Raw genomic sequence first — 23,605 nt, forward strand, 5'->3', positions numbered from 1 at the left:
ACCTCATCCGGGCCCCTCCCGTACCCCTTCCCGGGACGGCCCCGCCCACCTCCGGCCTCCCGGCCGGGCCACCGCGCCCCGACCCTTCCCGGTCCCGTCGCCCGGGGGCGCCCCTCGCCCCCCCACCACATCACCGCAGTACCGGCGATCCGTCGGCGCTGTCGCCAGGCGCGGGCCGCACGCCGGGCCCCCGCCGCTCCCGAAGGGACCACCGTGAAGTTGAGCGGGTTGCTGACCGGCCACGAGCACCACGTCATCCAGGGTGACGCCGCATCGACGCGGATCACCGCGGGCACCACCTTCGACATCGACCGGGTCGTGCCGGGCTCGCTCTTCATCGCCGTACCCGGCCATCGCGGAGGCGGCCCCGCCGCCATCGGCGCGGCGCTCGCGCGCGGGGCGGTGGCCGTGCTCGTCGACGCGGCGGGAGCCGCCGCCGCGCCCCCGCAACGGGAGCTGCCGCCCGCGGTGTGCGTCGTACGGGTGGCCGACACCCGCAAGGCCGCCGCCGTCGCCTCCTCCCGCTACTTCGGCGAGCCGGGGCGGCACATGGACGTGGTGGCGGTCACCGGGACCAACGGGAAGACCTCCATCTCGTACATGGTCGAGTCGCTGCTGAGGATCTCCGAGGGTGCCTCGGTGGGCGTCATCGGGACGGCGGGCAGCAGGATCGGCGACGAGGTGATCCCGATGCCGCCCTCGGTGCTGACCACTCCGGAATCGCCCGACCTCCAGTACCTCCTGGGCCGCATGCGCGACCGGGCCACGGGCAGCGTGGTGCTGGAGGCCACCTCGATGGCGCTGCAGACGTACCGGATGGACCGCACGTTCGTCGACGTCGGCGTCTTCACCAACCTGACCCAGGACCACCTCGACGACCACGGCACGATGGGCCGCTACACGGACGCCAAACTCCGGCTGTTCCAGGGGCTCTGCCGGCACGCGGTGGTCAACGTGGACGACGCCGTGGGAACCAGGATCCGGGCGATGATGCCGGGCGCGGTGACCACGTACGGACTCGACGCGGAGGCCGACTTCCGCGCCGCGGACCTGGTCGCGGACGCATCCGGCACCCGGTTCACCCTGCACCACGCGGGCCGGGCGTACCCCGCGGCCGTCCCGGTCCCGGGGCGGTTCTCCGTGTCCAACGCGCTGGCGGCCGTGGCGGCCTGCCGGGTCCTGGGGCACGACCTGGCCGGACTGGTCGCCGCGCTCGCGCAGATGCCGCCCGTACCGGGCCGGTTCGAGCGCTTCGTGACCCCCGCCGGCACGTCGGTGATCGTGGACTACGCGCACTCTCCCGACTCCCTCGACAAGGTCCTCACGGCCATCCGGGGCTTCGCCCGCGGCCGGGTCATCACCGTCTTCGGCTGCGGCGGCGACCGGGACACCACCAAGCGGGCCGAGATGGGCCGGATCGCCGGGACCCACTCCGACCTGTGCGTCCTGACCTCGGACAACCCGCGTACCGAGGACCCCGAGGCGATCCTGGACCAGATCGCCCCCGGCATCGCGGCCACCGGCACCCCCTACGAGCGCTCCGCCGACCGGCGCAGGGCCATCGGCTTGGCGCTCGCCGCCGCGCGACCCGAGGACATCGTCCTGATCGCCGGAAAGGGCAGCGAACCGCACCAGATCGTGGGCGAGGAACTCCTCCCCTTCAGCGACATGGCCACCGTACGCGACCTCGCCGGGGCCGACCCGGCCTCCTGACGGGCCCTGAAGGGTGTGTTGTGGAACGTCCGCACCCGCCGCGAAGCCGTCGTGGCCGCCCGCGAGGAAGTCCACCAGTGCGTCGAGCAGTTCCGGGAGCTCGCCCTCCAAGTACCCGGCCGGGAAGCAGCCGTACACGCCTGATACCCGGTGACCCGGAACAACCATGATCGTTGCGCAGGTCGTGATCAAGAAGGAGCCCGGTCCCGGGGTGCACCTTCGAAGACTCCTTCTCGCTGCGGAGGCGCCGGTCGGCACCCCGGCGCCGGCCGCCTCGACCACGGCTTGGGTCCCGACATCCGGGACGCCGCCACCAGGCCGGGGCTCGGCACCCTTACCACGCATAAGCAGGGAAGTAAGCTCTCCGTTTATTCGGACTGGCTGGATATGATCGGCATCCTCACCCCACGGGGCCGCGTCGGCAGTTCCCCCATGCCCTCTCCCGAGGACTGTGCTCAACCGTCCGTGGTCCATCCCCGTTCTGCCGCTCCCGAGGACCGATGCCTCCGATGGAACCCGAACGCCCACCAAGCCCGCCGCCGGCCGTTCGGCGCCGCCGCACCGTGCGCCTCCGTACGATGCTGGTCTGCCTGGCCGTCGTCCCGACCGTGGCGATGGCCGCCCAGGTGACCGTGACCGCCCAGCGGTTGCTGGCCCAGTCCGAGCACCTGCGTACCGACGTGGAGGCCGGCGAGCGCATCGGCGTACCCCTGGTCGAGCTCATGACCCGGCTGCAGGCCGAGCGTGCAATGACGGCAGCGCAGTGGGCGGGCGGTTCCGTCGCCGCCGGCCTCGGCGAGAAGCGGGCGGCAACGGACCGTGCGGCGGCGGAGTTCCGGCGGGTCTCGGGCATCGGCGACAGCGGCGGCGCGCAGCCTTCAGGGCAGACGGGCGGCCACCTCGACGAGGTGGGCGTCCGTCTCGACCAGCTGGCCGCGTACCGCAAGCGCGCGGATGCCCACAGCGGCAGTGCCGAACAGGTGGTCGGCTACTACACCGGCACGGTCGGAGACATCATCCGCGCGTACCAGGATGAATTCAGCCACGCGGAGGACGCCGAACTCGCCCAGGAGAGCAGGCCCGCCGTCGCCCTGTTCTCCGCGTCCGAGATGGTCGCGCGCGAGGACGCGATCCTCGCGCTGGCCGGGCCGTCCAAGGAGCTGGCGGCCACCGGTTTCTCGGAGTTGCTCGATGCCGTCGGCACCCACCGGTACCTGTACGACACCTGGATCGTGCCGTACCTGTCGCCCGCGGAACAGGCTTCGTACGACAAGCTCACCGCCTCGGACGCCTGGCGCGATAAGGTCCGCATCGAGAATGCAGTGGTCAGCAACCACCAGGACACTGCCTCCGGGGTGAAGCTGCCGGCCGATGTCGCCGGCTGGCGTGCCGCGCACGACGCGTTCGCGCCGCAGTTGGCCGCACTCAACGCGGACCGGTCGCGGAGCGTGCTCGCGCACGCCGACGCGAAGGCCTCCGACCTGGAGACCGAGGTGTACTGGCTGGTCGGGGGCAGCGGCGGCGCCCTGCTGCTGGTCACCGGGGTCGTCGTCCTCACCACGCGGTCGGTGCTGCGCAGGCTGAGCCGCCTGCACACCCGTACGGTCGCCATCGCCGAGCAGACACTGCCCGAGGTTGTGGCCCGGCTCCAGCGCGGGCAGGCCGTCGATGCCGAGGCGTTGCCGGCCGTGCGCGGGCACCAGGACGAGGTTGGGCGGATCAGCGATGCGTTCGCCCGGGTCGTCGCCGTGTCCGTCGACGGACACCGGCAGCTCGCGGCCGAGCGGCATGGTTTCGGCCTGTTCGCCTCGGGCATCGCCTCACGCACCGGAAACCTCGTCAGCCGCCAGCTGGGACTGACCGAGGACATCCAGGACGCCTTCGGCCACGACGAAGCGCTCCTGGCCCAGTTGATGCGGTCCGACCAGTTGACGGTGGGAATGCGGCGCCAGATAGAGAACCTGCTCATCCTCGCCGGTGGCGAGATCCCGGACCCGCACACCGAACCCATGCGCCTCGCCGACCTGCTGCGGGAAGCCGCCGCGGAGGTCGAGGACTTCCGGCGGATCGAACGCCAGGCGCTGGACGAGGCGAGCGTGCAGCCACACGTGATCAGTCAGATCAGCCACCTGCTGGCAGAGCTGCTGGACAATGCGACCCGGTTCTCGCCGCCGCGGTCGAAGGTGGTCGTACGCGCCGAACTGGCGGCGGACGGGCTGTCGATCGAGATCGAGGACCGCGGACCGCGCGTGGCGGCCGCCGGGTACGAGGAGATGAACCGGCGTCTGCACTCGGCGCCCCCGTACTCCGTCCTCGCCGAGAACGCGCACCGGCTGGGCCTCTTCGTGGTGGGCCACCTTGCCGACCAGCTCCAGGCCCGGGTCACGCTGCGGCGCTCGGTGTACGGGGGGACGGCGGCCGTGGTGATCCTGCCGAGCGAGCTGCTCGCGCCGGCCGAACGGAAGGGCGAGCGGGTGCCGGCTCCTGCGGCGCAGCCCGGGCCGGCAACCGACCGGGATCCGGAGCCGGCCCCCGTGCTCACCCCCGTACGGGCTCCCGCCCCCGAGGTCCGGCCGGTCCCCGCCCCCATGCCCGTACGGCTGCGGAGCGAGCCGGCGCTGCCCGCTCGCTCCGGATCCGGCGACGGCGCGCGGCCGGCCCTGCCCGAGCGCGTCCCCCAGACCCACCTCACCCGGCAACTCCGCGGCCCCCGTGCCCCGGAGCCGGACGCAGGCCAGGACGCGGCGAGCCCCGAAGAGGTGGCCGACGCCTGGGCGGACTATGAAGAGGGAACCCGGAAAGTGGAAGCAGAGCTCAGACAGGATCAGCCATGACCACGACAACCAACGACATGATCTACAGCGTCCTGGACAACAACCTGAGCAGGATCGCCGGCATCCAGGGAGCCGTGCTCCTGTCCAACGACGGGATCAAGCTCAGCGCCTACCTGCTCGAGCGGGACCAGGCGGAGCGCATCGCGGCCGCGTCCTCCGGTATCGCCGCCACGATGAAGGCGATATCGAGGGAGGTCGGCGGGGGCGGGGTCATCCGCCAACTGGTGGAGATGAACGACCGGTACCTCTGCATCGTCGGGTGCGGGGAAGGCAGCACGCTCATCGTGGTGACCTCCCGCAAGGCACGGCTCGGGGAGCTGGGAGGCGAGGCGGTACGAACCGCCCAGGCGCTCGGCGAGTGGCTGGGCACCCCCGAGCGCACGCCGGCGCCGACGTCAACACCGGCGTCGACGTCGTAATGCCGGACGAGCCGCAGCGCCGAAGCCTCCGCCGGACCCGGCTGTACGCCCTGACCGACGGACGTACAGCCGCCGCTCCGCAGACCGTCCTCACCATGGACACCACGATCGTGGCGGCGGTCACCGAGGACGAAGCCCTCAGCGGCCTGCCCACCGAATGGCGGGCCATCCTGGCCATGTGCGCGCCGTCGGGCGGACTGGCGGTCGCCGAGATCGCCGCGCGGATGCACATGCGCCTCACTCCGATGACGCTTCTCCTCGGCGAACTCGCGGACCGCGGGCTCATCCGCCATCGGCCGCCGCTGGAGGGGGCCGAGACCACCAATGTCCACCTGCTCATGAAAATCAGGGACAACCTTGCCCGGATATGACACCTCCGATACTCCCGTCCAGGAAGCGTCCCCTGTCAAGATCCTCATTGCCGGTGGGTTCGGAGTCGGCAAGACGACTCTGGTCGAGGCGGTCTCGGAGATCGAGCCGCTGCGTACGGAGGAGCGCCTCACGAGCGCGGGAGTCGGTGTCGACGACCTCGACGGCATCGAGTCCAAGACACTGACCACCGTCGCGATGGACTTCGGCCGGATCACCCTCGCCGACGCCGGAGTCGTCCTCTACCTGTTCGGCACACCCGGCCAGGAGCGGTTCTGGTTCATGTGGGACGACCTGCTGAACGGGGCCTTGGGGGCACTCGTACTCGTCGACACGCGGCGCCTGGACCGCGGCTTCCCGGCCATCGACTTCTTCGAGAGCCGGGGACTGCCGTTCGTGGTCGGCGCGAACTGCTTCCACGGCGAGCAGCCGTACACCGCCGAGGAGATCGCCGCCGCACTGCACCTGCGCGACCCGGCCACGCCCGTCCTCCTGCTCGACGCCCGCTCCCGTACGGACGCCCGCGACGCCCTGCTGACCCTGCTCGACGTGGTCATCGCCGAGGCGCGGACCGCGGCGAGCGCCTGATCGAGCATCAGGAGGGACGCAGTCGAGAAGCGTGGCCGGGACGGGCACCGGCTCCGCCGCCGATGCCGGCTCCCGCATCCACACCCGCCCGCCTTGCGCAAGCATGACTCCGGCCCTACTAGCAGCCCGGGCCCACCTGGGCACCCGTCCACCATGGCGCTCCGGCGGTCCGTTTTGCTCCGCCCCGGCACCTGCCGCCCGCGCCCCACTCCAGCATGATCGATTCCCTGGACAGAGGGAGGAGCGATCAGGCTCCTCCCCGTCCCATTCCTTCGATCACGGGAGCCCCGTCACATGTCCGACATCATCGTGCGTGCCGTGCAGGCTGAGGACTTCGCCCAGTGGCGCGCCCTCTACCGCGGCTACGCCGATTTCTACAACGTGGAGCAGACCGAGGAAGCGGCCGCCACCGTGTGGTCCTGGGTCACCGACCCCGGCCACGAGGTCAGCGCCCTGGTCGCCGAGAACGCTGCCGGCCGGCTCGTCGGCCTGGCCCACTACCGCCCGTTCTCCCGGCCGCTCTCCGCGACGGTCGGCTGCTTCCTCGACGACCTGTTCGTGGCGCCCGAACACCGCGGCTCCGGCGCCAGCGACCAGCTGCTCGGCGCCCTGCGCGAGCTCGCGGCCGCGCACGGCTGGAGCGTGGTCCGCTGGATCACCGCGGACGACAACCACCGTGCGCGGTCGAAGTACGACCAGGTGGCCACTCGCACCATGTGGGTCACGTACGACATGACCCCCGGCCTCTGACCCTCGGCTCCGCTCTCGGCGGCCTCGCACCGGCCGCCTCCTCATCGCGCGAACGGGGCACGAGTCACTACGCGTTCGTGGCGCCCCGGTTCGCCGCAGGGTCGAGGGAGTCGATGTCCTCCATGAAGCTCAGCATCCGGGCGTTGACCAGGTCGGGGTGGTCGATCTGCGGGCCGTGGCCGGTCGCGGCGACGATCTCGGCCCGGGCCCCGGGGATCAGGCGCGGCACCCGCTCCAACTGCCGCTTCGGGTGTACGAGCAGGCTGCGCTTGCCCATGACCAGGTAGAACGGCGTCCGGATGGAGCCCAGTTCGTCATCGGTCAGCGGCAGCGGCGCGGGACGGCGGATCCGGAAGGCGCGGACGCCCGCATGGATCCATGTGCGGAGCTCGGGAACGACGATCACCGGCTGTTCGAGCCAGGCAGCGAGGCGGGGGCGCAGCGCCTTGGGGGCGAAGGTGGCGAAGAGGCTGGCGAAGATCCAGACGAAGAAGCGCAGGCCCACCTTCTCCAGACCGCCCGGATCGAGGGCGGTGACGGAGGCGAGCCGGCCGGGCCGGAGGTGCACCTGGTTGATGACCAACCAGCCGCCGTAGGAAGAGCCGACGAGGTGGACCCGGTCGAGACCGAGCGCGTCGAGGGCCTCGTCCATCCACTGGGCTGCGCGCTCGGGCTGCCACATGGGCTCGCGCTGAACGCTACGGCCCGGGTCGCCGGGGGTGTCGAGGGCGTAGACGGGGCGTTCGGCACTGAGTGCACGGGTGTTGGGGTACCACTGGGCGGAGCAGCCACCCGAACCGTGGATCAGGACGACGGGCGTGCGGGACTCGGCCGCCGGGTCCGTGGGGCCGTAGCGGTAGACGTGCGTGGTCCCGAAGCTCGTCTCGACGTCCGTCTCGGAGCGGGCGGGCGCACCCATCGCATAGAGCACGTCACAGGTGGCGAAGTACCGGTCGCGCAGCTCGTCGTTCACGTAGTGGCCGATGTCGCGTCGCACTCGGGTCGTGTTCTCGGGCACGGGGCACCTCCGGGAAGATCCGTTCTTCGTGATACGACCGTACCATGTTGTTGGTACGTCGGTACCACGAAGGGGCTTCGGGTCGGCCGGACCGCGCCACCGGCCCTCGACCTCGGCAGCGGCCCGGGGCTCTGACGTCCCGGTTCGCAGCCCGTCTGCCGGACGCCGAGGTCCCGGCCGTCGGCGAAGACACCTTGCGCCGGGTCACGGAGTCGACCCCGCCTCCTCGCGCAGGTAGGCGTCGATCGCGGCGAAGGTCGCTTCCGGCTGCTCCAGCTGCGGCAGGTGGCCGGCCTCGGGGATGACGTGGAGCCGGCCGCTGCCGAGGGCTTCGGCGTACGCGGCGCCATAGGCGGGGGTGACGATGCGGTCGCTCTCACCCCAGAGCAGGAGTGCGGGCACGTCGACACGCCGCAGACGGCGGAGCAGCTTCGGGTCGTGCATGTATGGGTCACCCGCGAGGACGCGGAGAGTCGCCATGTTGCCCTGCTGAAGGGCGACTTGCCCTGCGGGAAGCGTCTCGGGGTCACGGTAGAAGCGGGCCGAGTCGTGCCAGGCGTACTCGGCCACGCCGAGGGCGTCGAGCGCGAAGAAGTCCCTGATCGGCTCGGCCTCGACGTGGACTCCGACGGGGTCGACCAGGACGAGCCCGGTGACGATTCCACCGGTGTCCCGTACGGCCATCTCCGCGGCGGTCCAGCCGCCGATCGAGGAGCCGACGACCAGGACGTCGCGCAGCCCGCGGTCTTGGAGGTAGTGCAGGTAGGCGAGGGCGAGATCGTCGATGCCGGTCAGCCACCCCGGGCGGTGGGTGCCGTCCCATCCCGGGTGTACCGGGGTGATGGCGTGCACGGTCCGGGCGAGGTGGGATGAGAGCCCGGCGACCGTGGCCGGCCCCCCGCCGCCGTGCAGGATCAGGCAGGGCCTGCCGGTTCCGGCTTCGGTCAGAGTGAGGGACAGGTCCGGGTACAGGGCGACGCTCTTGTGTGAGGGCATGTCAGGACCATAACTAAGACTGTTTATATAAACAAGCTTAGTTGTCCCGTAGACTGGAACCATGCCAGATGAACTGCAGGTCCTCGGAAGAGCGGTGAAGCAGGCCCAGTACAGGCAGCACCGTGCGCTGGACAGCCGCCTCGCCGCCGCCGGCACGACACTGGCGCAGTGGGACGCCCTCCGCGCGATCAGCCGAACACCCGGGGCGCCGGCCCGCGCCCTGGCTGCGGCGACCTTCCAGAGCGAGCAGGCCTTCGGCACGCTCGCCGGCCGGCTGACAGCCCTGGGCCTGATCGACCGCAGGCCGGGCGTGGGCCGACGTATCGAGCACTACCTCACCCCCTCCGGCGAAGAGGTCCTGAACGCGGGACACCGGATCGCCGACGAGGTCCTCGCCGCGTGCTACTCGCACCTGTCCCCGGCCGACCGCGCCACTCTGCTCGACCTGCTCCAACGCATCGACGGCGGCGCAGGCATGTAGGCCATGTCGTCACGAAAGCCGCCCACCTGCGACGGCCGGCGACGCCGCGAAACGAAGAGCTCAGGTACGCACGCGTGCGCTCGCACCCGCCCGTCCTGATCGAGCGCAGGGCCGACGGCCTACTGCTCTCCGACGAGCAGACGGAACGCGGTACTTGGTCCTCGATGCATGACCGCCCCTGACGCGTCGAGACCGGTCGGAGGATTGCGGGTCGCTACACCAGGCCGCTGCACCAGGCCGCTGCACCAGGGCAGTTCCCGGCCTGGGCGAGCGAGCCTGGCGTCGACGGCGCGTCACGACGGCCCCGGGCGCGACGCGCAGCACCTCGGCCGGGCCCTGCCGAATGATGCCGCTTCGGCCAGCCGGCCTCGCCGCTCCGAGCCCTGCGGTGAGCCGCTCCCCGGTGAGGCCCGCAGGCGTTGCCTCGCGCGTGGACGGGCCACCAGGAGAGTGCACACATGCCCGCCGACTACGCCAGCTGCGCCCCGGCGGCGCCGCCCCGCGCCCCCGGAGCCGCTGATCACCACACCGGCCTCGCCCGTCCTTGCGAAGCGGACTATCAGTCCGTATCCTTTCATCCATGCGGACCGCCAGTCCGCTTCTCTTCGGCCGCCCGTCATGAGGAACCCCCTGACGAATGGCCGCACCCGACGGCGGCGGATCGCCGCGTCCCCGAGCAGAACGGAAACCTTGATCATGACAACGCCCATGACACCCGCAGAGCTCTACCGCCACGGTCTACAGCTGCTGGTGGCGGGGGATGTCCCCGGCTGGGTGGACCTGTGGGACGAGGACGGTGTTCTGGAATTCCCCTTCGCGCCCGAGGGCTGGCCCGCACGGCTGGAGGGCAAGACCGCGGTCGGCGACTACATGCGCCACTACCCCGACCACGTCGACGTCCACGACTTCCCCGACGTGAAGATCCACCAGACCACCGCCGCCGAGACGATCGTGGTCGAGATGCGCGGAGTCGGCCGCCTGGTGGAAACCGATACCCCCTACGACATGACCTACATCGCCGTGGTCACGGTCAAGGACGGCCTCATCACCGCCTACCGCGACTACTGGAACCCCCTCGCCGTATCGCAGCCCGGCGCCGACTTCGCAGGAGCGAACTGATGCACGACCTCAACGCCACCCTGGTCATCGGTGCCACCGGCACCACCGGCCGCCGCGTCACCGCCGGCCTCATCGCCGAGGGCCACCGCGTCATGGCCGCCGGCCGGAGCGCCACCCTGGTGGAGGGCGCACAGGCTGTCCGCTTCGACTGGAACGAGCCGGCGACCTGGAGCGAGGCCCTCGACGGCGTCGACCGCGTCTACCTCATCCCGCCCATCGGCTCTTCGGACCCGGCCGCGGTCATGCTGCCCTTCCTCCGCCAGGCCCGCGCGGCGGGCGTGCATCGTGCGGTGCTGCTCAGCTCCTCGGCGATCCCCGCAGGCGGTCCCGCGGTGGGCCAAGTCCACGAGGCCCTGCCCGGCCTGTTCGATCAGTGGGCGGTGTTGCGGCCCTCCTGGTTCATGCAGAACTTCGCCGCCTCCACCCCCCACGCGCGCAGCATCCGTGACGAGGGCGCCATCATGTCGGCCTCGGGAGAGGGCCGCGTCGGGTTCATCGACGCGGAGGACATCGCCGCCGTCGCCGTACGCGCCCTGACCGACGACCAGGCCCCGAACACGGATCTGATCCTGACCGGGCCGCAGACACTGAGTTACGCCGACGTCGCCGCGATCATCGCCGAAGTCACGGGCCGGCCCGTGGTGCACCGGCAGCTGTCCTTCGAGCAGCTGCGCGACCGCTGGGCGGCCGAGATACCGCTGGAGTTCGCCACCATGCTCGCCGGCATGGACCGCGCCATCGCCGAAGGGGCCGAGGACCGCACCTCCGACACCGTCGAGCGCCTCACCGGCCGTCCCCCGGGCACCTTCCGCGCCTTCGTCGCACGGGAGGTCCGATGGAACAGTTGATGTTCCACGACGATCCACCGTTCTGGTTCGAGACCTTGCGCAACCTCGGCCTCGCCACGTACGGCGGTTCGGACGTCGGCGAAGTCATCTCCACCGCCTCCCGCGTCACTTCCGGCGACTACGACGGCTGGCACGACGCCTGGCTGTCCACCGCAGTGCGCCTGGAGACCGAGGCGCGCGCCGGCCACCCCGTCAGCGCACGCGACGGACTGCTGCGTGCGTCCAGCTACTACCGGGCGGCCGAATTCTTCCTGCACGGCAACCCTGACGACCCGCGCATCGACCACGCCTACGAGCGCGGCGTCGCCTGCTTCCGCGACTCCATCGCCCACCTCCCCGGCATCACGCCCGTGGAGATCCCGTACGAAGGCACCGTGCTGCGCGGCTACTTCTACCGGGCTGCGGGCGAGGGCCCGAAGCCGGCACTGGTGATGCACAACGGATTCGACGGGGCCGCCGAGGAACTGCATTTCTTCGGCGCACTCGGCGGACAGGAACGCGGCTACCACGTCCTGACGTTCGACGGCCCCGGGCAGCCCGCCGCCATCCACCGGGACGGTCTGACCCTCCGGCCCGACTGGGAGAACGTGGTCGGTCCCGTACTGGACTTCCTCACCCGGGAGCCCGGCGTCGATCCGGCCCGCATCGCGCTGCTCGGTGTCAGTCTCGGCGGCTACCTCGCGCCCCGCGCGGCGGCCTACGAGCCCCGCCTGGCAGCCGTCGTCGCCGTCGACGGCGTCTTCGACGCCGTCTCCGCCCTGACCGCGCACCTCCCGCTGCCGCACGGGGACGCCGTCCGGCGCGCGGCGGCCGAGCACGACGAGGACCTGGACCGCATGCTCGCCGACGCCCGCGCACGGAACCCGATCCTGCGCTGGGCCTTCGACCACGGCCGCTACGTGACCGGAACCCCGACCGACCGGGAGTTCCTGGCCGAGTACGCCCGCTACGGCTTCCAGGACGGCAGCGCCGGGAAGATCACCTGCCCCGTGCTGGTGTGCGAGGCGACCGACGACCTGTTCTACCCCGCAGCCGAGGAGGAGGAATCCGAACCGCGCACGCTGTACCGGTGGCTCACCGCGCCCAGGACACTCCTCAGCTTCACCGCGGAGGAGGGCGCCGACGCCCACTGCCACCCGGGCGCCCTCCGCCTGGCGGTGGCGCGCATCTTCGACTGGCTCGACGACACGATCTGACCCCGTGCACGCCACGCGTACCGCACGGCTGAGGCGAACCCACCGAATATCATTCCCGGGGGCCGGGACAGGCCGAAGACCGAGGAGGACCACCGTGGCCCAGCGCACAGAACGCGCGGACGCCCTGCGCAACCGAGAGGCCGTGCTGGCTGCCGCCGACGCCCTCTTCGCTGCCAGCAGCAGCCCCCAGAACGTGTCGATGGACGACATCGCCGCAGCCGCAGGAGTGGGCAAGGGCACCCTGTTCCGCCGCTTCGGCGACCGCGCCGGCCTGATCGGCGCCGTGATCGCCTCCCGCCTCGAACCCCTCCAGCAAGCCGTGGGGGAAGCACAGGACGCTTCCGCATCCTCACCGCGGCAGCGGGTGCTGGACCTCCTCGATGCCTCACTGCGCTTCAAGATCGAGAACCGGAACCTGATGTCGGCCGCGGAGGACGCCGGGCTCAGCAGCCCCTACCAGGCCGAGCACTACGGCTGGTGGCACGGAATCCTTCGTGCGGCACTGGACCAGGTACCGGCAGTCCAAGCCCCGGATTTCACCGCCCACGCCTTGTTGGCCGCCATCCGCGCCGACCTCGTCGCGTACCTCGTCGACGACCAGAAGATGACGCCCGAAGACCTGCGGTCCTCGCTCGCGGCCCACGTGGACAACGTCCTCGGCAAAGGCTCCGATCCACTCGGCAGGCGCAAGGAGGCATGAGTGACGGGCGGTCTGACTACAGCCCGAACATCGCCGACAGGGTGCCGGCGGCAAGGTCTTCGGGAGGTTCGTCCATGCCGAACCTCTGGTGGGGCTGGCGCAGGCTGAGCACCGCGAGGCCGTGCAGGGTGGCCCAGATGGACCTGGCCATCAGCTCCGGCGACGGCTTCGCGGGAACGAGGGCGGCCGCCTGCGCGTCGACGACGGCCTGCAGGAGCACCTCGAAGGAGTCGTGGCCGACCGGTTCGGCGCCCGGCCGGCTGCGGAACATGGTCACGAAGAGGTCGGGGTGGTCGTGCGCGAAGCGTACGTACGATCCGCCCAGCCGCAGGAGCCGCTCGCGCGCGTCAGTCGAGTCCGCCGCGGTGTTCTTGAGGCTCTCGTACAGCGTGGCGTAGCCCTGCGCGGCCACCGCCTCCAGTAGTTCGTCCTTGCCGCTGAAGTGGCGGTAGGGCGCGGCGGTGCTCACGCCGGCCCGGCGGGCGACCTCGTTGAGGCTGAACTGCTCGTGTCCTCGTTCGGCGAGGATCTCCCGGGCCCCGTCGATGAGCGCCTGCCGCAATGCGCCGTGGTGGTACGTCGTCCGTGTCACCTGCTGTCCCTCCTGGCCGGACCCGCCGGTCACCAGCACTCCGGAAGCGGTGCGGGAACTGCTGCCGCTTTCATGTTATCGATTCTAACATCCGCTGCTATGTTAGAGCCGTTCACATCGAGGCGACATGAGGACACGAGGAGTTCGGATGACTTCCATCGCACCTCCCGCACCCACCAACGGGCGTTCCAGCCAACGGCTTTCGCAGTGGAGTTGGGCCTGGGTGGCCCTGTCCTCGCTGGCGATCACCGGCTACTTCGTCGGCCAGTACGCCCAGGGCACGCTCGACGACTTGGCTCACCAGCACGTCGGGCTCGCGGACGACTACGCCTCCCGGGCGCTGCCGATTCGCGTGGCCTTCTACGTCCACGTCGTGTCCGCCGGGCTGTCGCTCGCACTGGGGCCGTGGCAGTTCTCCAAGCGGCTGCGCAGCCGCCGCATACGACTCCACCGCGGCATCGGCCGCGCGTACGTGGTCAGTGTCGCGATCGGCGCGGTCTCCGCGTTCGTGATGTCGATGTTCAGCTCCGTGGGCCTGCTGGGCCTCTTCGGCTTCGGTTCACTGGCGGTGCTGTGGGGATGGACGGCATGGCGCGGCTACAAGGCCGTCCGCGGGCATGACATCCGCAGCCATCAGGCCTGGATGATCCGGAACTTCGCGCTCACCTACGCGGCGGTCACCCTGCGACTGTGGTTCGGAGTACTGGTCCTCGTCCAGGTGCCCTTCGCACACGGCACAGACCCGTTCCCCGCCATCCTGACGCAGGCCTACGCCCCGCTGCCCTTCCTGTGCTGGCTGCCCAACCTCGTCATCGCCGAGTTCATGATCCGCCGCCGCGGCCTGCCGGCGCTGCACCTCACGACGTCACCCGTGACCGGACACCGCGAACCGTCCGGACAGACCGCAGCCACCAGTGGATGACCCGACGCACAACGGCCGGCCACTGCCGGTCGCCCCCTCCACGCACCACCCCGAACCACGCTCGGACCGACCTACCCGCCCTCGCACTCCGACAGCGTCACCTCTCCGGGAGAAGCCATGACCGTCTACACCGTCAAGAACCTCGCCTCGTCCGCCTTCCTCGTCACCGACGAGAAGGGGGCCATGATCGTGGACACCGGCGTCGCCGGGCGCGCCCCGGCGATGCTCCAGCAGATCGCCGACGCCGGCCTGCGCCCCGCAGACGTCACCCTCATCCTGCTCACCCACCACCACGCCGACCACAGCGGTTCCGCTCTCGCCCTGCGCGAGGCCACCGGAGCCCCCATCGCCATCCACCGCGACGACGCCGACCAGCTCCGGCGCGGCGGCCGCGTCGACCTGCAGCCCACCAGCCTGATGCCCCGGCTCATGAAGGTCATGCTGGCCAAGGCCGAAATACCGGCCATCGAGCCCGACATCGTCCTCGACGACGAAGAGGACCTGACCCGACTCGGCGGAATCGGCCGGTCGTTCGTAACCCCCGGCCACACCCCCGGATCCGTGTGCGTCCTGCTCCCCGACCACAGCATCCTGGCGGGCGACGCCCTCTCGGGCGGCCTGATGCGAGCCCGGACGGCCCGCAAGCCGATGTTCGCCACCGACCTGAGCGCCGCCGCACACAGCATGCGGACCATCGCCGGCCACGCACCGACCACGGTGTACGTCGGCCACGGCGGCCCCCTGGCGGCTCCGTCTGTCGCAGCACTCGAGACCCCGTGAATCCACCACCGTCCTCGCCGGCTTCGAGGCAGGAGGCCCGGTGCAGTTGCGTGCGGTTCGCTTCGGATCCCTCCGCGTCTGCAACGCCGCAGGGCAGCAGGTCTGGGCCGCAAGCGGATGACATGACGCGCCGAGAGCCTCTCGAGGCTGTGCGAGGCCGGCTACGACGGCTCCGGTTCAGCCGGCTCTTGACGGGCGGTGATTCCGGAGAGGATGAGGTCGATGCCGGCGAGGAACTCTGCTCGGTCGTCGTGATCGCGTAGTTGGCCTGCGACCCCTCTGGTGAACGCGTACTCGTCGGGATCGAGGCTCGCCCACGCGGCCGAAACGGCGTTCAGGAACTCGGTCCGGTCCGTCTCCGACTCGTGTCCGCGGGCGTTGGCCGCGTTCTGGCCGCCCACTCCGAGGATGTAGTTCAGGAGCGCGGACGCGGCGGTGAACTGGGCGTTGTGGGGCACTCCGAGCGCTTGGACCTGGCGTCCGACGTGTTCGAAGACCCGCAGCATTGGTGACTCCCCCGGGGCGCGGGCGAGTTGCGTGCCGGCCCACGGGTGGGCGTCGATCGCGTCGAACAGGCCGAGCGCGAGGGCGCGGATCGCTTCCTGCGGCGTTGCATCGGCGACGCCGGCGGTCACGGTGGCGGCGACGACGGAGTCGGTGGCGGCACTGAGAAGCTCATCCTTGCCCGTGACATGCCAGTAAATCGCGCCGGGCCCAGTGGCGAGGCGCTCGGCCAGCGCACGGAACGTGAGTCCACCCTCACCCGCCGTGTCGAGAAGCCCGATCGCAGCCTCGACGATGCGCTCCCGGGAGAGCGGCTCCTCTCGCCGCACTGCACGACGCGTCCTGGTTGCCATGCATACATCCTGGCACAGGCCTGGAACGCCGTTCCAGCTTGACATCCCTGGAACGTCGTTCCAGTCTGGAATGGAACAACGTTCCAGAGATGACCCGCCCGGCAGGCTGCGACACGTAAGGAACCACCATGACCACTGACGTCACGATCATCGGCGCTGGGCTCGGAGGGCTGACCCTCGCCCGTGTCCTCCACGTCCACGGCATCCCGGCGACGGTCTACGAGGCCGAGACCTCACCGACCGCCCGCACGCAGGGCGGCATGCTCGACATCCACGACCACAACGGGCAGCTCGCCCTCGACGCGGCCGGCCTCTTCGAGGAGTTCCTCGGCCTGATCCACAAGGGTGGCGAGGCGTCGCGGGTTCTCGAAAAGGACGGAACCGTACTCCTCGACGAACCCGACGACGGCACCGGCGGGCGTCCGGAGGTACACCGCGGCGCCCTGCGGCAGATCCTGCTCGACTCGCTGCCGGCCGACACGATCAGGTGGGGGCACAAGGTCACCGCGGTCCGCGCGCTCGAGGGCGGCCGGCACGAAGTGACGTTCGCGAACGGGGCGACCGCGGAGACCGGTCTCCTGGTCGGCGCGGACGGGGCGTGGTCGCGGGTCCGTCCGCTGCTGTCCGACGCGAAACCCGAGTACGTCGGCACGTCCTTCATCGAGACCTACCTGTTCGACGGCGACACCCGCCACCCGTCCAGTGCACGGGCTGTCGGCGGCGGCGCGCTCTTCGCTCTCGCACCCGGCAAGGGGATCCTCGCCCACCGGGAGACCGACGGCACCCTGCACACCTACGTGGCGCTCAACAAGCCGCAGGGGTGGATCGCCGCCATCGACTTCACCGACCCCGACACCGCCACCGCCCGCGTCGCCGAGGAGTTCCACGGCTGGGCACCGGAACTCACCGCGCTGATCACCGACGGCGACACCGCCCCGGTCCCGCGCACCATCAACGCCCTGCCGGTCGAGCACCGCTGGGACCGCGTTCCCGGTGTGACGCTGCTGGGCGACGCCGCCCACCTGATGTCACCGTTCGCCGGCGAGGGCGCCAACCTCGCCATGTACGACGGCGCCGAACTCGGCAAGGCCCTCGCCGCGCACCCCGACGACACCGAGGCCGCGCTCACCGCCTACGAGGAAGCCCTCTTCCCGCGCAGCGCCGCCGCGGCCACCGAGGCATCCCGCAACCACGAGCTGTGCTTCGCCGACAACGCCCCGCACGGCCTCGTCGGCCTCTTCACCGACTACGCGCAGGCCGGGTGAAGCGGCGGGTGGGCGTCGGTGCGCAGCGAGGCGAACAGGCCGTTCCGGGAGTCGGCGAAGGCGAGGTCCGGGGCGCGGGTTCCGATGAGGGGGTGGGCGTCCGGCAGCGGCCCACCCCGCTCTGCAGCGGGTGCTCGGCCGCCTCGGCGCAGAGTTCTTCGGTGAACGCTTCGAGTTCGGCCTGTCCAGGATCCTCGCCCGGTCGTGAGCGGCTTCCACGGCGGACGGCCGAAACGATCAGCTACGTCGTCGGCCGGGGAAAGACGACCCGGAGCTTCTCGACCCGTCCGTCGCGGCGGAACATCAGCCAGGCGAGGGACGGCGGGCAGACGTGGTCGGCGCCGTGGTGGGTGACGTCCATCTCCCAGATGGCGATGTCCCGGCCGGCCACGACGTGGCGCAGGTGCTGGCGCACCCCGCCTTCCAGGTAGCTGCGCATGACCGGGACGGGATGGACTCGCTCGCCCGGCCTGCCGAGCCGGCCGACCATTTCGGTCTCCGCCGGCCACAGCTCGGAGATCTCCGGGGGCAGACCACCGGTCTCCCACGCCTGCAGGGTCGCCAACGCCTCCTGCCTGCTCCCGTCGGTCACGGTTGAAGCGTCGTCGTGCGCCTGCTCAGCGGTCGACATGAGCACCTGGGCCATCTTCGCGCGGGCCTGACTGAGCCTGCTGCGCACCGTGCCGACCGGCACCTCGCAGGCGTCGGCGATCTCCTGGTAGGAGGTGATGCCGCTGAAGTGGCGCAGCATCAGCACCAGCCGGAGCTGCTGCGGCAGTTCCTCCACCGCATCCCAGATCCAGTCGCGCATCGCGTGCCGCTCGATGCGCCGCTCGGGGTGCGAAGCCTCACCGTCGCTCAGATGCAGTTGGCCGAGGCCGTCCAGACCTGGCACCTCCCGCATGCTGCGGCGCAGGCGCATGCGGCAGGCATTGCGTACGATCGCGCGCAGCCACGCACCCACAGCCGCGGGGTCCCGTACGTCACCGATGCGTCGCAGCGCGGTCAACGCGGCCTCCTGGACGACGTCTTCCGCGTCGGGGCCGTATCCGAGCAGGCTCAGCGCCACTGCACGCATCGATGCCTGATGGCGGGTCAACAACAGCCCGAGGGCCCCGGTCTCGCCGGCCTGAGCCCTGCGGGTGAGCTCCTCGTCCGTGGGCCCCGCAGGCGGGTCGAGGGGTGTCATGTCTTCGTAAGCCTCCGTGTCGATCCGTCACAGACCTTGACTCATGGGGGAGATGGACGGCAACCGTTCCATTCGGCGACGTGAGCAGGGTAGTCCTCGTGCATCCGGTAGAGGCATCTCCTGCGGATGGATCAGGAGTGGTTGACCGGCTCCTCCGGCAGCCAGCTCCCGTGGAAGCCGGCCGGGACGGGAGCGGGCAGTTCCACCACCGCCTGGAGGGAGAGGTCCGCCGCGTCGAGGACGAGCAGCTCCCCCGAAGCACCGGCGTCGTCGGAGACGAGCGACAGCAGCCAGCCCTCGTCCTCGCCACAGGCGTCCCGGGTCGGCACGAAGACCGCCTCCCCGGCAAAGCGGCTACCGGGCGTCGCGTACACGCGGCTGGTGCCGTGCGTCAGGTCGTGCTTCGCGATGCCGTCACCCGAGACCGTGTACAGGTAGCGGTTCTCGCGCCCGGTGAGCATTCCGTTGTGGGTGGGGAACTCGGCCTCGCGGTCGTCCAGTCGCGCCTCGGCGACCCGCCCGGCAGCCGGATCCACCGTCCAGCGGTGCAGAACTGCGGACGGCTGGGCGCGCGCCGCCCCTCTCCCCGCGGCCGGGCAGCCCGGCCCTGACCGGCCACCGATCTCCGACCAGGTCCGCCGGAAACCGTCGCGGTCGTAGCGCACCGCGTCGACCACGACGCGCCCTTGCCCGTCCTCGTAGGCGTTGCCGACGTGGAAGACGTAGCAGGGATCGATGTCGTACCAGGTCACGGCGGTACTGCCGGGCGTACGCGACATGACTCCGATCCGAGCGCCGTACTCCTCGTCCCACCGGTAGGGCATGCCGCCGCGTCCGGTGGGGTCGAGGACGACGGGCAGATCCATCCAGACGACATGGCGCTCGGTGATCGCGAAGTCGTGCATCATCGTCGGGCCCGGCACCTCGATCGGCCGGCTGTCGAGCAGCAGGCCTTCGGCGGTCACCCGGTGGTAGGTGAGGTAGGGCCGGGCGAACCCGGTACCGAACAGGTGCAGTTCACCCGAGGACGGATCCAGCTTGGGGTGCGCGGTCATCGCGGTGGTCAGGCGCCCCTCGAAGTCGTACGGCCCGACGGTCCCCAGGGACGGGGTGACCCAATGGGGAAGACCCGCCTCGCACAGGGCCAGCAGCTTGCCGGCGTGGCGGATCACGTGGGTGTTGGCGGGCGTCGCGGCGAGGTCGACGGTGGTATCCGCGCGGATGAGCGGATGTCCCGCGAGCTGCCGTGTGCGGATCCAGCGGTTGCGGTACCACTCGGCTCGGCCTCCCCGCAGCCGGATGCCGTGGAGCATGCCGGCGCCGGTGAACCAGTGCCCCTTGCTCTGGGCGGGCAGCGGGTTGGGGCCGTTGCGCACATAGCGGCCGTCCAGATCGGGCGGCAGTGACCCCCGCACTGCGAGGTCCGCCGCACACCGCTCCTCGGGTGCGGGGGCGAAGCGGCCTCGTGGGTACGGAGGCAGGGCCGTCTCGTCGATCATGTCGCTCTCCTCGTTGAGCCGCTGATGATGCGAGCCACGCTCCTGGCCGGGGATGGCCCCCGGCCCGTGAGCCGACACGGACGGGATGCATCGGTGCGCACCGAAGTTCGAACCCCGGAGCGTGGCGTCCGTCACAGGCGGCGTGGTGCTCATGTCCCGCCCCGCGACCTTCGGGGTTCGGCGTTCGGCGTTCGGCGTTCGGCGTTCGGCGTTCGGATGACCCTCGGTCAGCAGGGCCGGTAGGGCGAGATCTTGTCGCGCAGGTACGGGCGGGCGCCGCCTCGTGACCCACATCACATCCCCGTGCAGCGAACTCCGGCGCCCACCCTGCATCCAGTCGATGTCGGTCGCGGGCCGCGTCGGAACGGAACTGCTCTCCGACCGTCCCGCATCACCGAGGACCACGATCGCCGCGCCCCTACCGGCGCCAACCCGAAGGAACCCGACACCATGCTCCAGCACCACCGACCCGCCCCGACCGGGCACAGCAGGCTCCGCCAGGCCTTACTCGCTCTCATGCTGTCCCTGGCCGTCGCAACGGGACTGCTCTCGTCCGCCGGGCCCGCCACGGCAGCCACCGGAGACGGGTCCGTCAACCACGTCTGGCTCAACCTGACCGACACGCCCAAGTCCAACATGACGCGCGACTACTCCATCTTCCTCGCCAGCCTGCGGGAGGCGGTGTCCCACACCCGGCCGGACGGCGCCCAGTACACGCAGGGCCCGTCGCAGCACGAGGGAATCGTCCGGGTGTCCCTGACGGCCCTCGACGACCAGAACAACCGCCGCGGCGTGGACCTGTGGATCCAGCCCGACAACCTGTACGTCGTCGGATACTCCCCGCACGGCAGCAACGTCTCATACACCTTCAGCGACGCCTCCTTCTACCGCGGCACTCTCGGCGTCCCCACCGCCGACCTGCCGTTCGGCGGCAACTACAACTCCCTCACCCAGGCAGCCAGTCGTGACCGCTCCAGCATTCCGATCTGGTTCAACGACATCCGGGCGTCCATCGTCCAGCTCGCCAACCAGACTTCCTCCAACGCGAACCGGCAGAACACGGCCCGCTCCCTGATGCTGCTCATCCAGATGACCTCGGAGGCCGCACGCTTCAACGACCTCGAAGGGGTCTTCCGCGCCGCGGTCGGCGATTGGGGCACGGGCCGGACGGGCCTGCCCGGCTGGCAGCAGAACCTCGAGAACAGCTGGGGCACCCTGTCCAACTTCTACTGGAACCTCCAGGGGATGGGCAACACCTCCTGGCCGACCGTTCCGTACGTCAACGGCATCGGCCCCATCGAGAACGTGAGCCAGGTACGCCGGTACGTACGCGTCCTCCACACCTTCAACGCGGGATGGAACCACCCCAACCCGTCGCGCGACGAACTCTGACACGGCCGGGCGAGCCGGCCATGGCGACGCCACCCTTCCACCCGGCTGGGGACTCGAGCCGGAGAGCCGCCGATGCCCTGTTTCCGCAGGTGGCGGGGTGCTTCACAGCCTGTCTCGCCGCTCGCACGGGCCTGGGCGACCAGGGCCCCGCCTGCTTGACGGAGTTCGAGGCGACCGAGCACTATAGAGATGAGACGACCGGTCATTTTGGCCGCCTGGTCAAACACACACGAGGGAATGCCATGGCCGCATACCGAGCGTTCGAGGTCACCGGGTCACGGAAGTTCGAGTGGGTGGAGCGCGAGACGCCGGAGCCACCGCTGGGGCACGTGCGCCTGCGGGTCGAGACGTGCGGGGTCTGCCACTCCGATGTCCTGGCCGTCGAGGGGATGCGGCCCGACCCGTCCAAGCCGGTGGTTCCCGGGCACGAGGTCGTCGGCGTGATCGACGCGGTCGGCCCAGGCGTGACGACATGGCGGGTCGGCGAGCGTGTGGGCGTGGGCTACCTGAACGGCCACTGCGGAGTGTGCGACTTCTGCCGGCGCGGCGACTTCGTCAACTGCGAGGATCAGCCTCAGACGGGCAGCGACGTCGACGGGGGCTACGCGGAAATGCTGGTCGCCAGGGCCAGCGGCCTCGTACGGATCCCGGAGGGGCTGGGCTCGGTCGACGCGGCGCCGCTCCTGTGCGCGGGACTGACGGTCTTCAGCGCGCTTCGGCAGGCTGCCAGCGCCCCCGGCGCACTGGTGGCCGTGCAGGGGATCGGCGGCCTCGGGCACCTGGGCGTGCAGTACGCGAACAGGCTCGGGTTCCGCGTCGCCGCGATCGCCCGGGGCACCGACAAGGCGGAGCTGGCCGAGCGGCTCGGCGCCGACCACTACATCGACAGTTCTGCCGAGGATGCCGGCGAGGCGCTGCGGCGGCTCGGCGGGGCGGCCGCGATCGTCGCGACCGCCGCGAGCGGTGCCTCGATGTCGCCGCTGGTCTCCGGACTGGCGCCGCGCGGCCGCATGGTGGTCCTCGGGGCCGCCCTCGATCCGATCCAAGTGCAGACCACCGACCTGATCTTCGGCACCCGGACGATCAGCGGAAGCCTGACCGGCAGCTCCATCGAGAACGAGGACAACCTCCGGTTCGCCGCGGACCGGGACGTCCGTCCCATGACCGAAGTGATGCCGCTGGCCCAGGCTCCCGAGGCCTACGAGCGCATGATGTCCGGCGAAGCCCGTTTCCGTGTCGTGCTGGATGTGGCGGTCCGACCGTGAAGGGAGAACAGCAGCCTTTCCACGGCGTCACGTTCGAGTGAGGTGCCGTGGCGTCAGGCGAGCAGCACGCCGAACACCACGTCGAAGAACCCGTCGTAGGAGTCTTCCGAACGGTCGGACCGGGCGGAGATGAGCGTCCCCTCCCAGGCGTTCAGAATGAACCGGGCGAGCGTCCGCGCGTCCGTGGCCGCCGTCACCCGGCCCGACTCCTGGGCCTCTGCGATCGGGGCCGCGAGCGCCTGCTCCCACCTGTCCAGGCCGGTTCGTACTGCCTCGCGGATGAGGTCGCTGTGATCGGCCATCTCCGTGCCGAGGCCGCCTATGAGGCAGCCGCGGGTGAAGTCCCGGCTGGTGTTCTCGTCGCGCAGGAACTCGAAGTGCTGCCGCAGCCGCACCAGCGGATCGACCGATGCATCGGTGAGCTCGTGGAGCCGACGGCTCTCGCCGTACCGCTCCAGGGCCACCACGGCCAGCGCTTCCTTGCTCTCGAAGTGGTTGTAGAACGACCCCTTCGGGACCCCGGCGCCGTCAGTGATGTCCTTGACGCCCGCCCCGTTGAATCCGCGGGCATGGAACTGTTCGACCGCCGCCTCGACGATCTCCTCGCGCATGCTCCTTCTACCCACCGGGAGCACCCCTTCGCCGCAATATGACCAACCATCTTAGATCACAAAAACCTTAGCACGCGGCGCTTCTCCGCCTCCGCTGCGCGCCGCCCAGGGCGCAGCACCGCCGGGCGCGATGGCAGCCGCGGCCGTGCAGATCTACCATCACCTGTACGGACTACGCGCCCTGCCGTCGTAGGGAGGCCGG

Annotated in this window: 24 protein-coding genes; 17 read left to right on the top strand and 7 right to left on the bottom strand. The window is 70.7% G+C overall.

Features of this window, described 5'->3' with window-relative positions:
* Nucleotides 1–213: 213 nt before the first annotated feature.
* The 7 genes from ACZ5WG_RS35285 (at nucleotide 214) to ACZ5WG_RS35315 (ending at nucleotide 6,673) form a co-directional block, all read left to right on the top strand.
* A complete protein-coding gene (locus tag ACZ5WG_RS35285; RefSeq protein WP_468728587.1) occupies nucleotides 214–1,713 on the top strand; it encodes a UDP-N-acetylmuramoyl-L-alanyl-D-glutamate--2,6-diaminopimelate ligase in 1,500 nt (499 codons plus the stop codon).
* 15 nt (nucleotides 1,714–1,728) lie between these two features.
* A complete protein-coding gene (locus ACZ5WG_RS35290) occupies nucleotides 1,729–1,857 on the top strand; it encodes a hypothetical protein (protein ID WP_468728588.1) in 129 nt (42 codons plus the stop codon).
* 419 nt (nucleotides 1,858–2,276) lie between these two features.
* Nucleotides 2,277–4,547 carry a sensor histidine kinase gene (locus ACZ5WG_RS35295; RefSeq protein ID WP_468728589.1) on the top strand — a complete coding sequence of 757 codons (2,271 nt, stop codon included), beginning with the start codon at nucleotides 2,277–2,279 and terminating at the stop codon, nucleotides 4,545–4,547.
* Complete coding sequence (locus ACZ5WG_RS35300; RefSeq protein WP_468728591.1) at nucleotides 4,544–4,966, top strand: roadblock/LC7 domain-containing protein; 423 nt, start codon at nucleotides 4,544–4,546, stop codon at nucleotides 4,964–4,966. Before ACZ5WG_RS35295 ends, ACZ5WG_RS35300 begins: the two co-directional genes overlap by 4 nt.
* Entirely contained in the window at nucleotides 4,966–5,337 is a 372-nt protein-coding gene (locus ACZ5WG_RS35305) for a DUF742 domain-containing protein (RefSeq protein ID WP_468728644.1), read from the top strand. The genes ACZ5WG_RS35300 and ACZ5WG_RS35305 overlap by 1 nt, the downstream gene beginning before the upstream one ends.
* On the top strand, nucleotides 5,324–5,923 hold the full coding sequence (locus tag ACZ5WG_RS35310) for a GTP-binding protein (RefSeq protein WP_468728592.1): 600 nt from the start codon (nucleotides 5,324–5,326) through the stop codon (nucleotides 5,921–5,923). Before ACZ5WG_RS35305 ends, ACZ5WG_RS35310 begins: the two co-directional genes overlap by 14 nt.
* A gap of 294 nt (nucleotides 5,924–6,217) precedes the next feature.
* Nucleotides 6,218–6,673 (top strand): GNAT family N-acetyltransferase, encoded by a 456-nt coding sequence (locus tag ACZ5WG_RS35315; RefSeq protein ID WP_468728594.1) that lies wholly within the window; start codon nucleotides 6,218–6,220, stop codon nucleotides 6,671–6,673.
* 67 nt (nucleotides 6,674–6,740) lie between these two features.
* Here ACZ5WG_RS35315 and ACZ5WG_RS35320 read toward each other — a convergent pair whose 3' ends face one another.
* Nucleotides 6,741–7,691, bottom strand: coding sequence for an alpha/beta fold hydrolase (locus ACZ5WG_RS35320; protein WP_468728595.1), 951 nt, complete (start codon nucleotides 7,689–7,691; stop codon nucleotides 6,741–6,743).
* Nucleotides 7,692–7,895: 204 nt separating this feature from the next.
* Nucleotides 7,896–8,687, bottom strand: coding sequence for an alpha/beta fold hydrolase (locus tag ACZ5WG_RS35325; protein WP_468728596.1), 792 nt, complete (start codon nucleotides 8,685–8,687; stop codon nucleotides 7,896–7,898).
* A 61-nt stretch (nucleotides 8,688–8,748) separates the two neighbouring features.
* On the opposite strand from ACZ5WG_RS35325, the gene ACZ5WG_RS35330 reads away from it, so the two are divergent.
* From ACZ5WG_RS35330 to ACZ5WG_RS35350, 5 genes are all read left to right on the top strand, one after another.
* Nucleotides 8,749–9,168, top strand: a complete 420-nt coding sequence (locus tag ACZ5WG_RS35330) for a MarR family winged helix-turn-helix transcriptional regulator (RefSeq protein ID WP_468728597.1) — start codon at nucleotides 8,749–8,751, stop codon at nucleotides 9,166–9,168.
* A 696-nt stretch (nucleotides 9,169–9,864) separates the two neighbouring features.
* Entirely contained in the window at nucleotides 9,865–10,287 is a 423-nt protein-coding gene (locus ACZ5WG_RS35335) for a nuclear transport factor 2 family protein (protein WP_468728598.1), read from the top strand.
* Nucleotides 10,287–11,135, top strand: a complete 849-nt coding sequence (locus ACZ5WG_RS35340; RefSeq protein WP_468728600.1) for an NmrA family NAD(P)-binding protein — start codon at nucleotides 10,287–10,289, stop codon at nucleotides 11,133–11,135. Before ACZ5WG_RS35335 ends, ACZ5WG_RS35340 begins: the two co-directional genes overlap by 1 nt.
* Complete coding sequence (locus ACZ5WG_RS35345) at nucleotides 11,123–12,331, top strand: alpha/beta hydrolase family protein (protein WP_468728601.1); 1,209 nt, start codon at nucleotides 11,123–11,125, stop codon at nucleotides 12,329–12,331. Before ACZ5WG_RS35340 ends, ACZ5WG_RS35345 begins: the two co-directional genes overlap by 13 nt.
* Before the next feature lie 94 nt (nucleotides 12,332–12,425).
* A complete protein-coding gene (locus ACZ5WG_RS35350) occupies nucleotides 12,426–13,031 on the top strand; it encodes a TetR/AcrR family transcriptional regulator (RefSeq protein WP_468728602.1) in 606 nt (201 codons plus the stop codon).
* 16 nt (nucleotides 13,032–13,047) lie between these two features.
* On the opposite strand, the gene ACZ5WG_RS35355 is transcribed toward ACZ5WG_RS35350, so the two are convergent.
* Nucleotides 13,048–13,623 carry a TetR/AcrR family transcriptional regulator gene (locus ACZ5WG_RS35355; protein ID WP_468728603.1) on the bottom strand — a complete coding sequence of 192 codons (576 nt, stop codon included), beginning with the start codon at nucleotides 13,621–13,623 and terminating at the stop codon, nucleotides 13,048–13,050.
* A 148-nt stretch (nucleotides 13,624–13,771) separates the two neighbouring features.
* Here ACZ5WG_RS35355 and ACZ5WG_RS35360 point away from each other — a divergent pair, with 148 nt between their 5' ends.
* Together ACZ5WG_RS35360 and ACZ5WG_RS35365 are read left to right on the top strand one after the other, a co-directional pair.
* Nucleotides 13,772–14,545, top strand: a complete 774-nt coding sequence (locus ACZ5WG_RS35360) for a DUF2306 domain-containing protein (RefSeq protein ID WP_468728604.1) — start codon at nucleotides 13,772–13,774, stop codon at nucleotides 14,543–14,545.
* A gap of 117 nt (nucleotides 14,546–14,662) precedes the next feature.
* The gene (locus ACZ5WG_RS35365) at nucleotides 14,663–15,325 is read left to right on the top strand and encodes an MBL fold metallo-hydrolase (protein ID WP_468728605.1); all 663 of its coding nucleotides are present in this window, start codon (nucleotides 14,663–14,665) and stop codon (nucleotides 15,323–15,325) included.
* 161 nt (nucleotides 15,326–15,486) lie between these two features.
* On the opposite strand, the gene ACZ5WG_RS35370 is transcribed toward ACZ5WG_RS35365, so the two are convergent.
* Nucleotides 15,487–16,182, bottom strand: a complete 696-nt coding sequence (locus tag ACZ5WG_RS35370; protein WP_468728607.1) for a TetR/AcrR family transcriptional regulator — start codon at nucleotides 16,180–16,182, stop codon at nucleotides 15,487–15,489.
* Between the two features lie 128 nt (nucleotides 16,183–16,310).
* Between ACZ5WG_RS35370 and ACZ5WG_RS35375 the strand changes: the two genes are divergently transcribed.
* Complete coding sequence (locus ACZ5WG_RS35375; protein WP_468728608.1) at nucleotides 16,311–17,447, top strand: FAD-dependent oxidoreductase; 1,137 nt, start codon at nucleotides 16,311–16,313, stop codon at nucleotides 17,445–17,447.
* A 241-nt stretch (nucleotides 17,448–17,688) separates the two neighbouring features.
* On the opposite strand, the gene ACZ5WG_RS35380 is transcribed toward ACZ5WG_RS35375, so the two are convergent.
* Nucleotides 17,689–18,636 (bottom strand): RNA polymerase sigma factor, encoded by a 948-nt coding sequence (locus tag ACZ5WG_RS35380; RefSeq protein WP_468728609.1) that lies wholly within the window; start codon nucleotides 18,634–18,636, stop codon nucleotides 17,689–17,691.
* Between the two features lie 131 nt (nucleotides 18,637–18,767).
* Complete coding sequence (locus ACZ5WG_RS35385; RefSeq protein WP_468728611.1) at nucleotides 18,768–20,135, bottom strand: carotenoid oxygenase family protein; 1,368 nt, start codon at nucleotides 20,133–20,135, stop codon at nucleotides 18,768–18,770.
* Between the two features lie 450 nt (nucleotides 20,136–20,585).
* On the opposite strand from ACZ5WG_RS35385, the gene ACZ5WG_RS35390 reads away from it, so the two are divergent.
* Nucleotides 20,586–21,527 carry a ribosome-inactivating family protein gene (locus ACZ5WG_RS35390; protein WP_468728612.1) on the top strand — a complete coding sequence of 314 codons (942 nt, stop codon included), beginning with the start codon at nucleotides 20,586–20,588 and terminating at the stop codon, nucleotides 21,525–21,527.
* A 242-nt stretch (nucleotides 21,528–21,769) separates the two neighbouring features.
* A complete protein-coding gene (locus ACZ5WG_RS35395; protein ID WP_468728613.1) occupies nucleotides 21,770–22,792 on the top strand; it encodes an alcohol dehydrogenase in 1,023 nt (340 codons plus the stop codon).
* A gap of 53 nt (nucleotides 22,793–22,845) precedes the next feature.
* On the opposite strand, the gene ACZ5WG_RS35400 is transcribed toward ACZ5WG_RS35395, so the two are convergent.
* Nucleotides 22,846–23,403 carry a TetR/AcrR family transcriptional regulator gene (locus tag ACZ5WG_RS35400; protein ID WP_468728615.1) on the bottom strand — a complete coding sequence of 186 codons (558 nt, stop codon included), beginning with the start codon at nucleotides 23,401–23,403 and terminating at the stop codon, nucleotides 22,846–22,848.
* Between the last annotated feature and the right edge of the window lie 202 nt (nucleotides 23,404–23,605).

This window comes from Streptomyces sp. NPDC032745 (assembly GCF_055579465.1).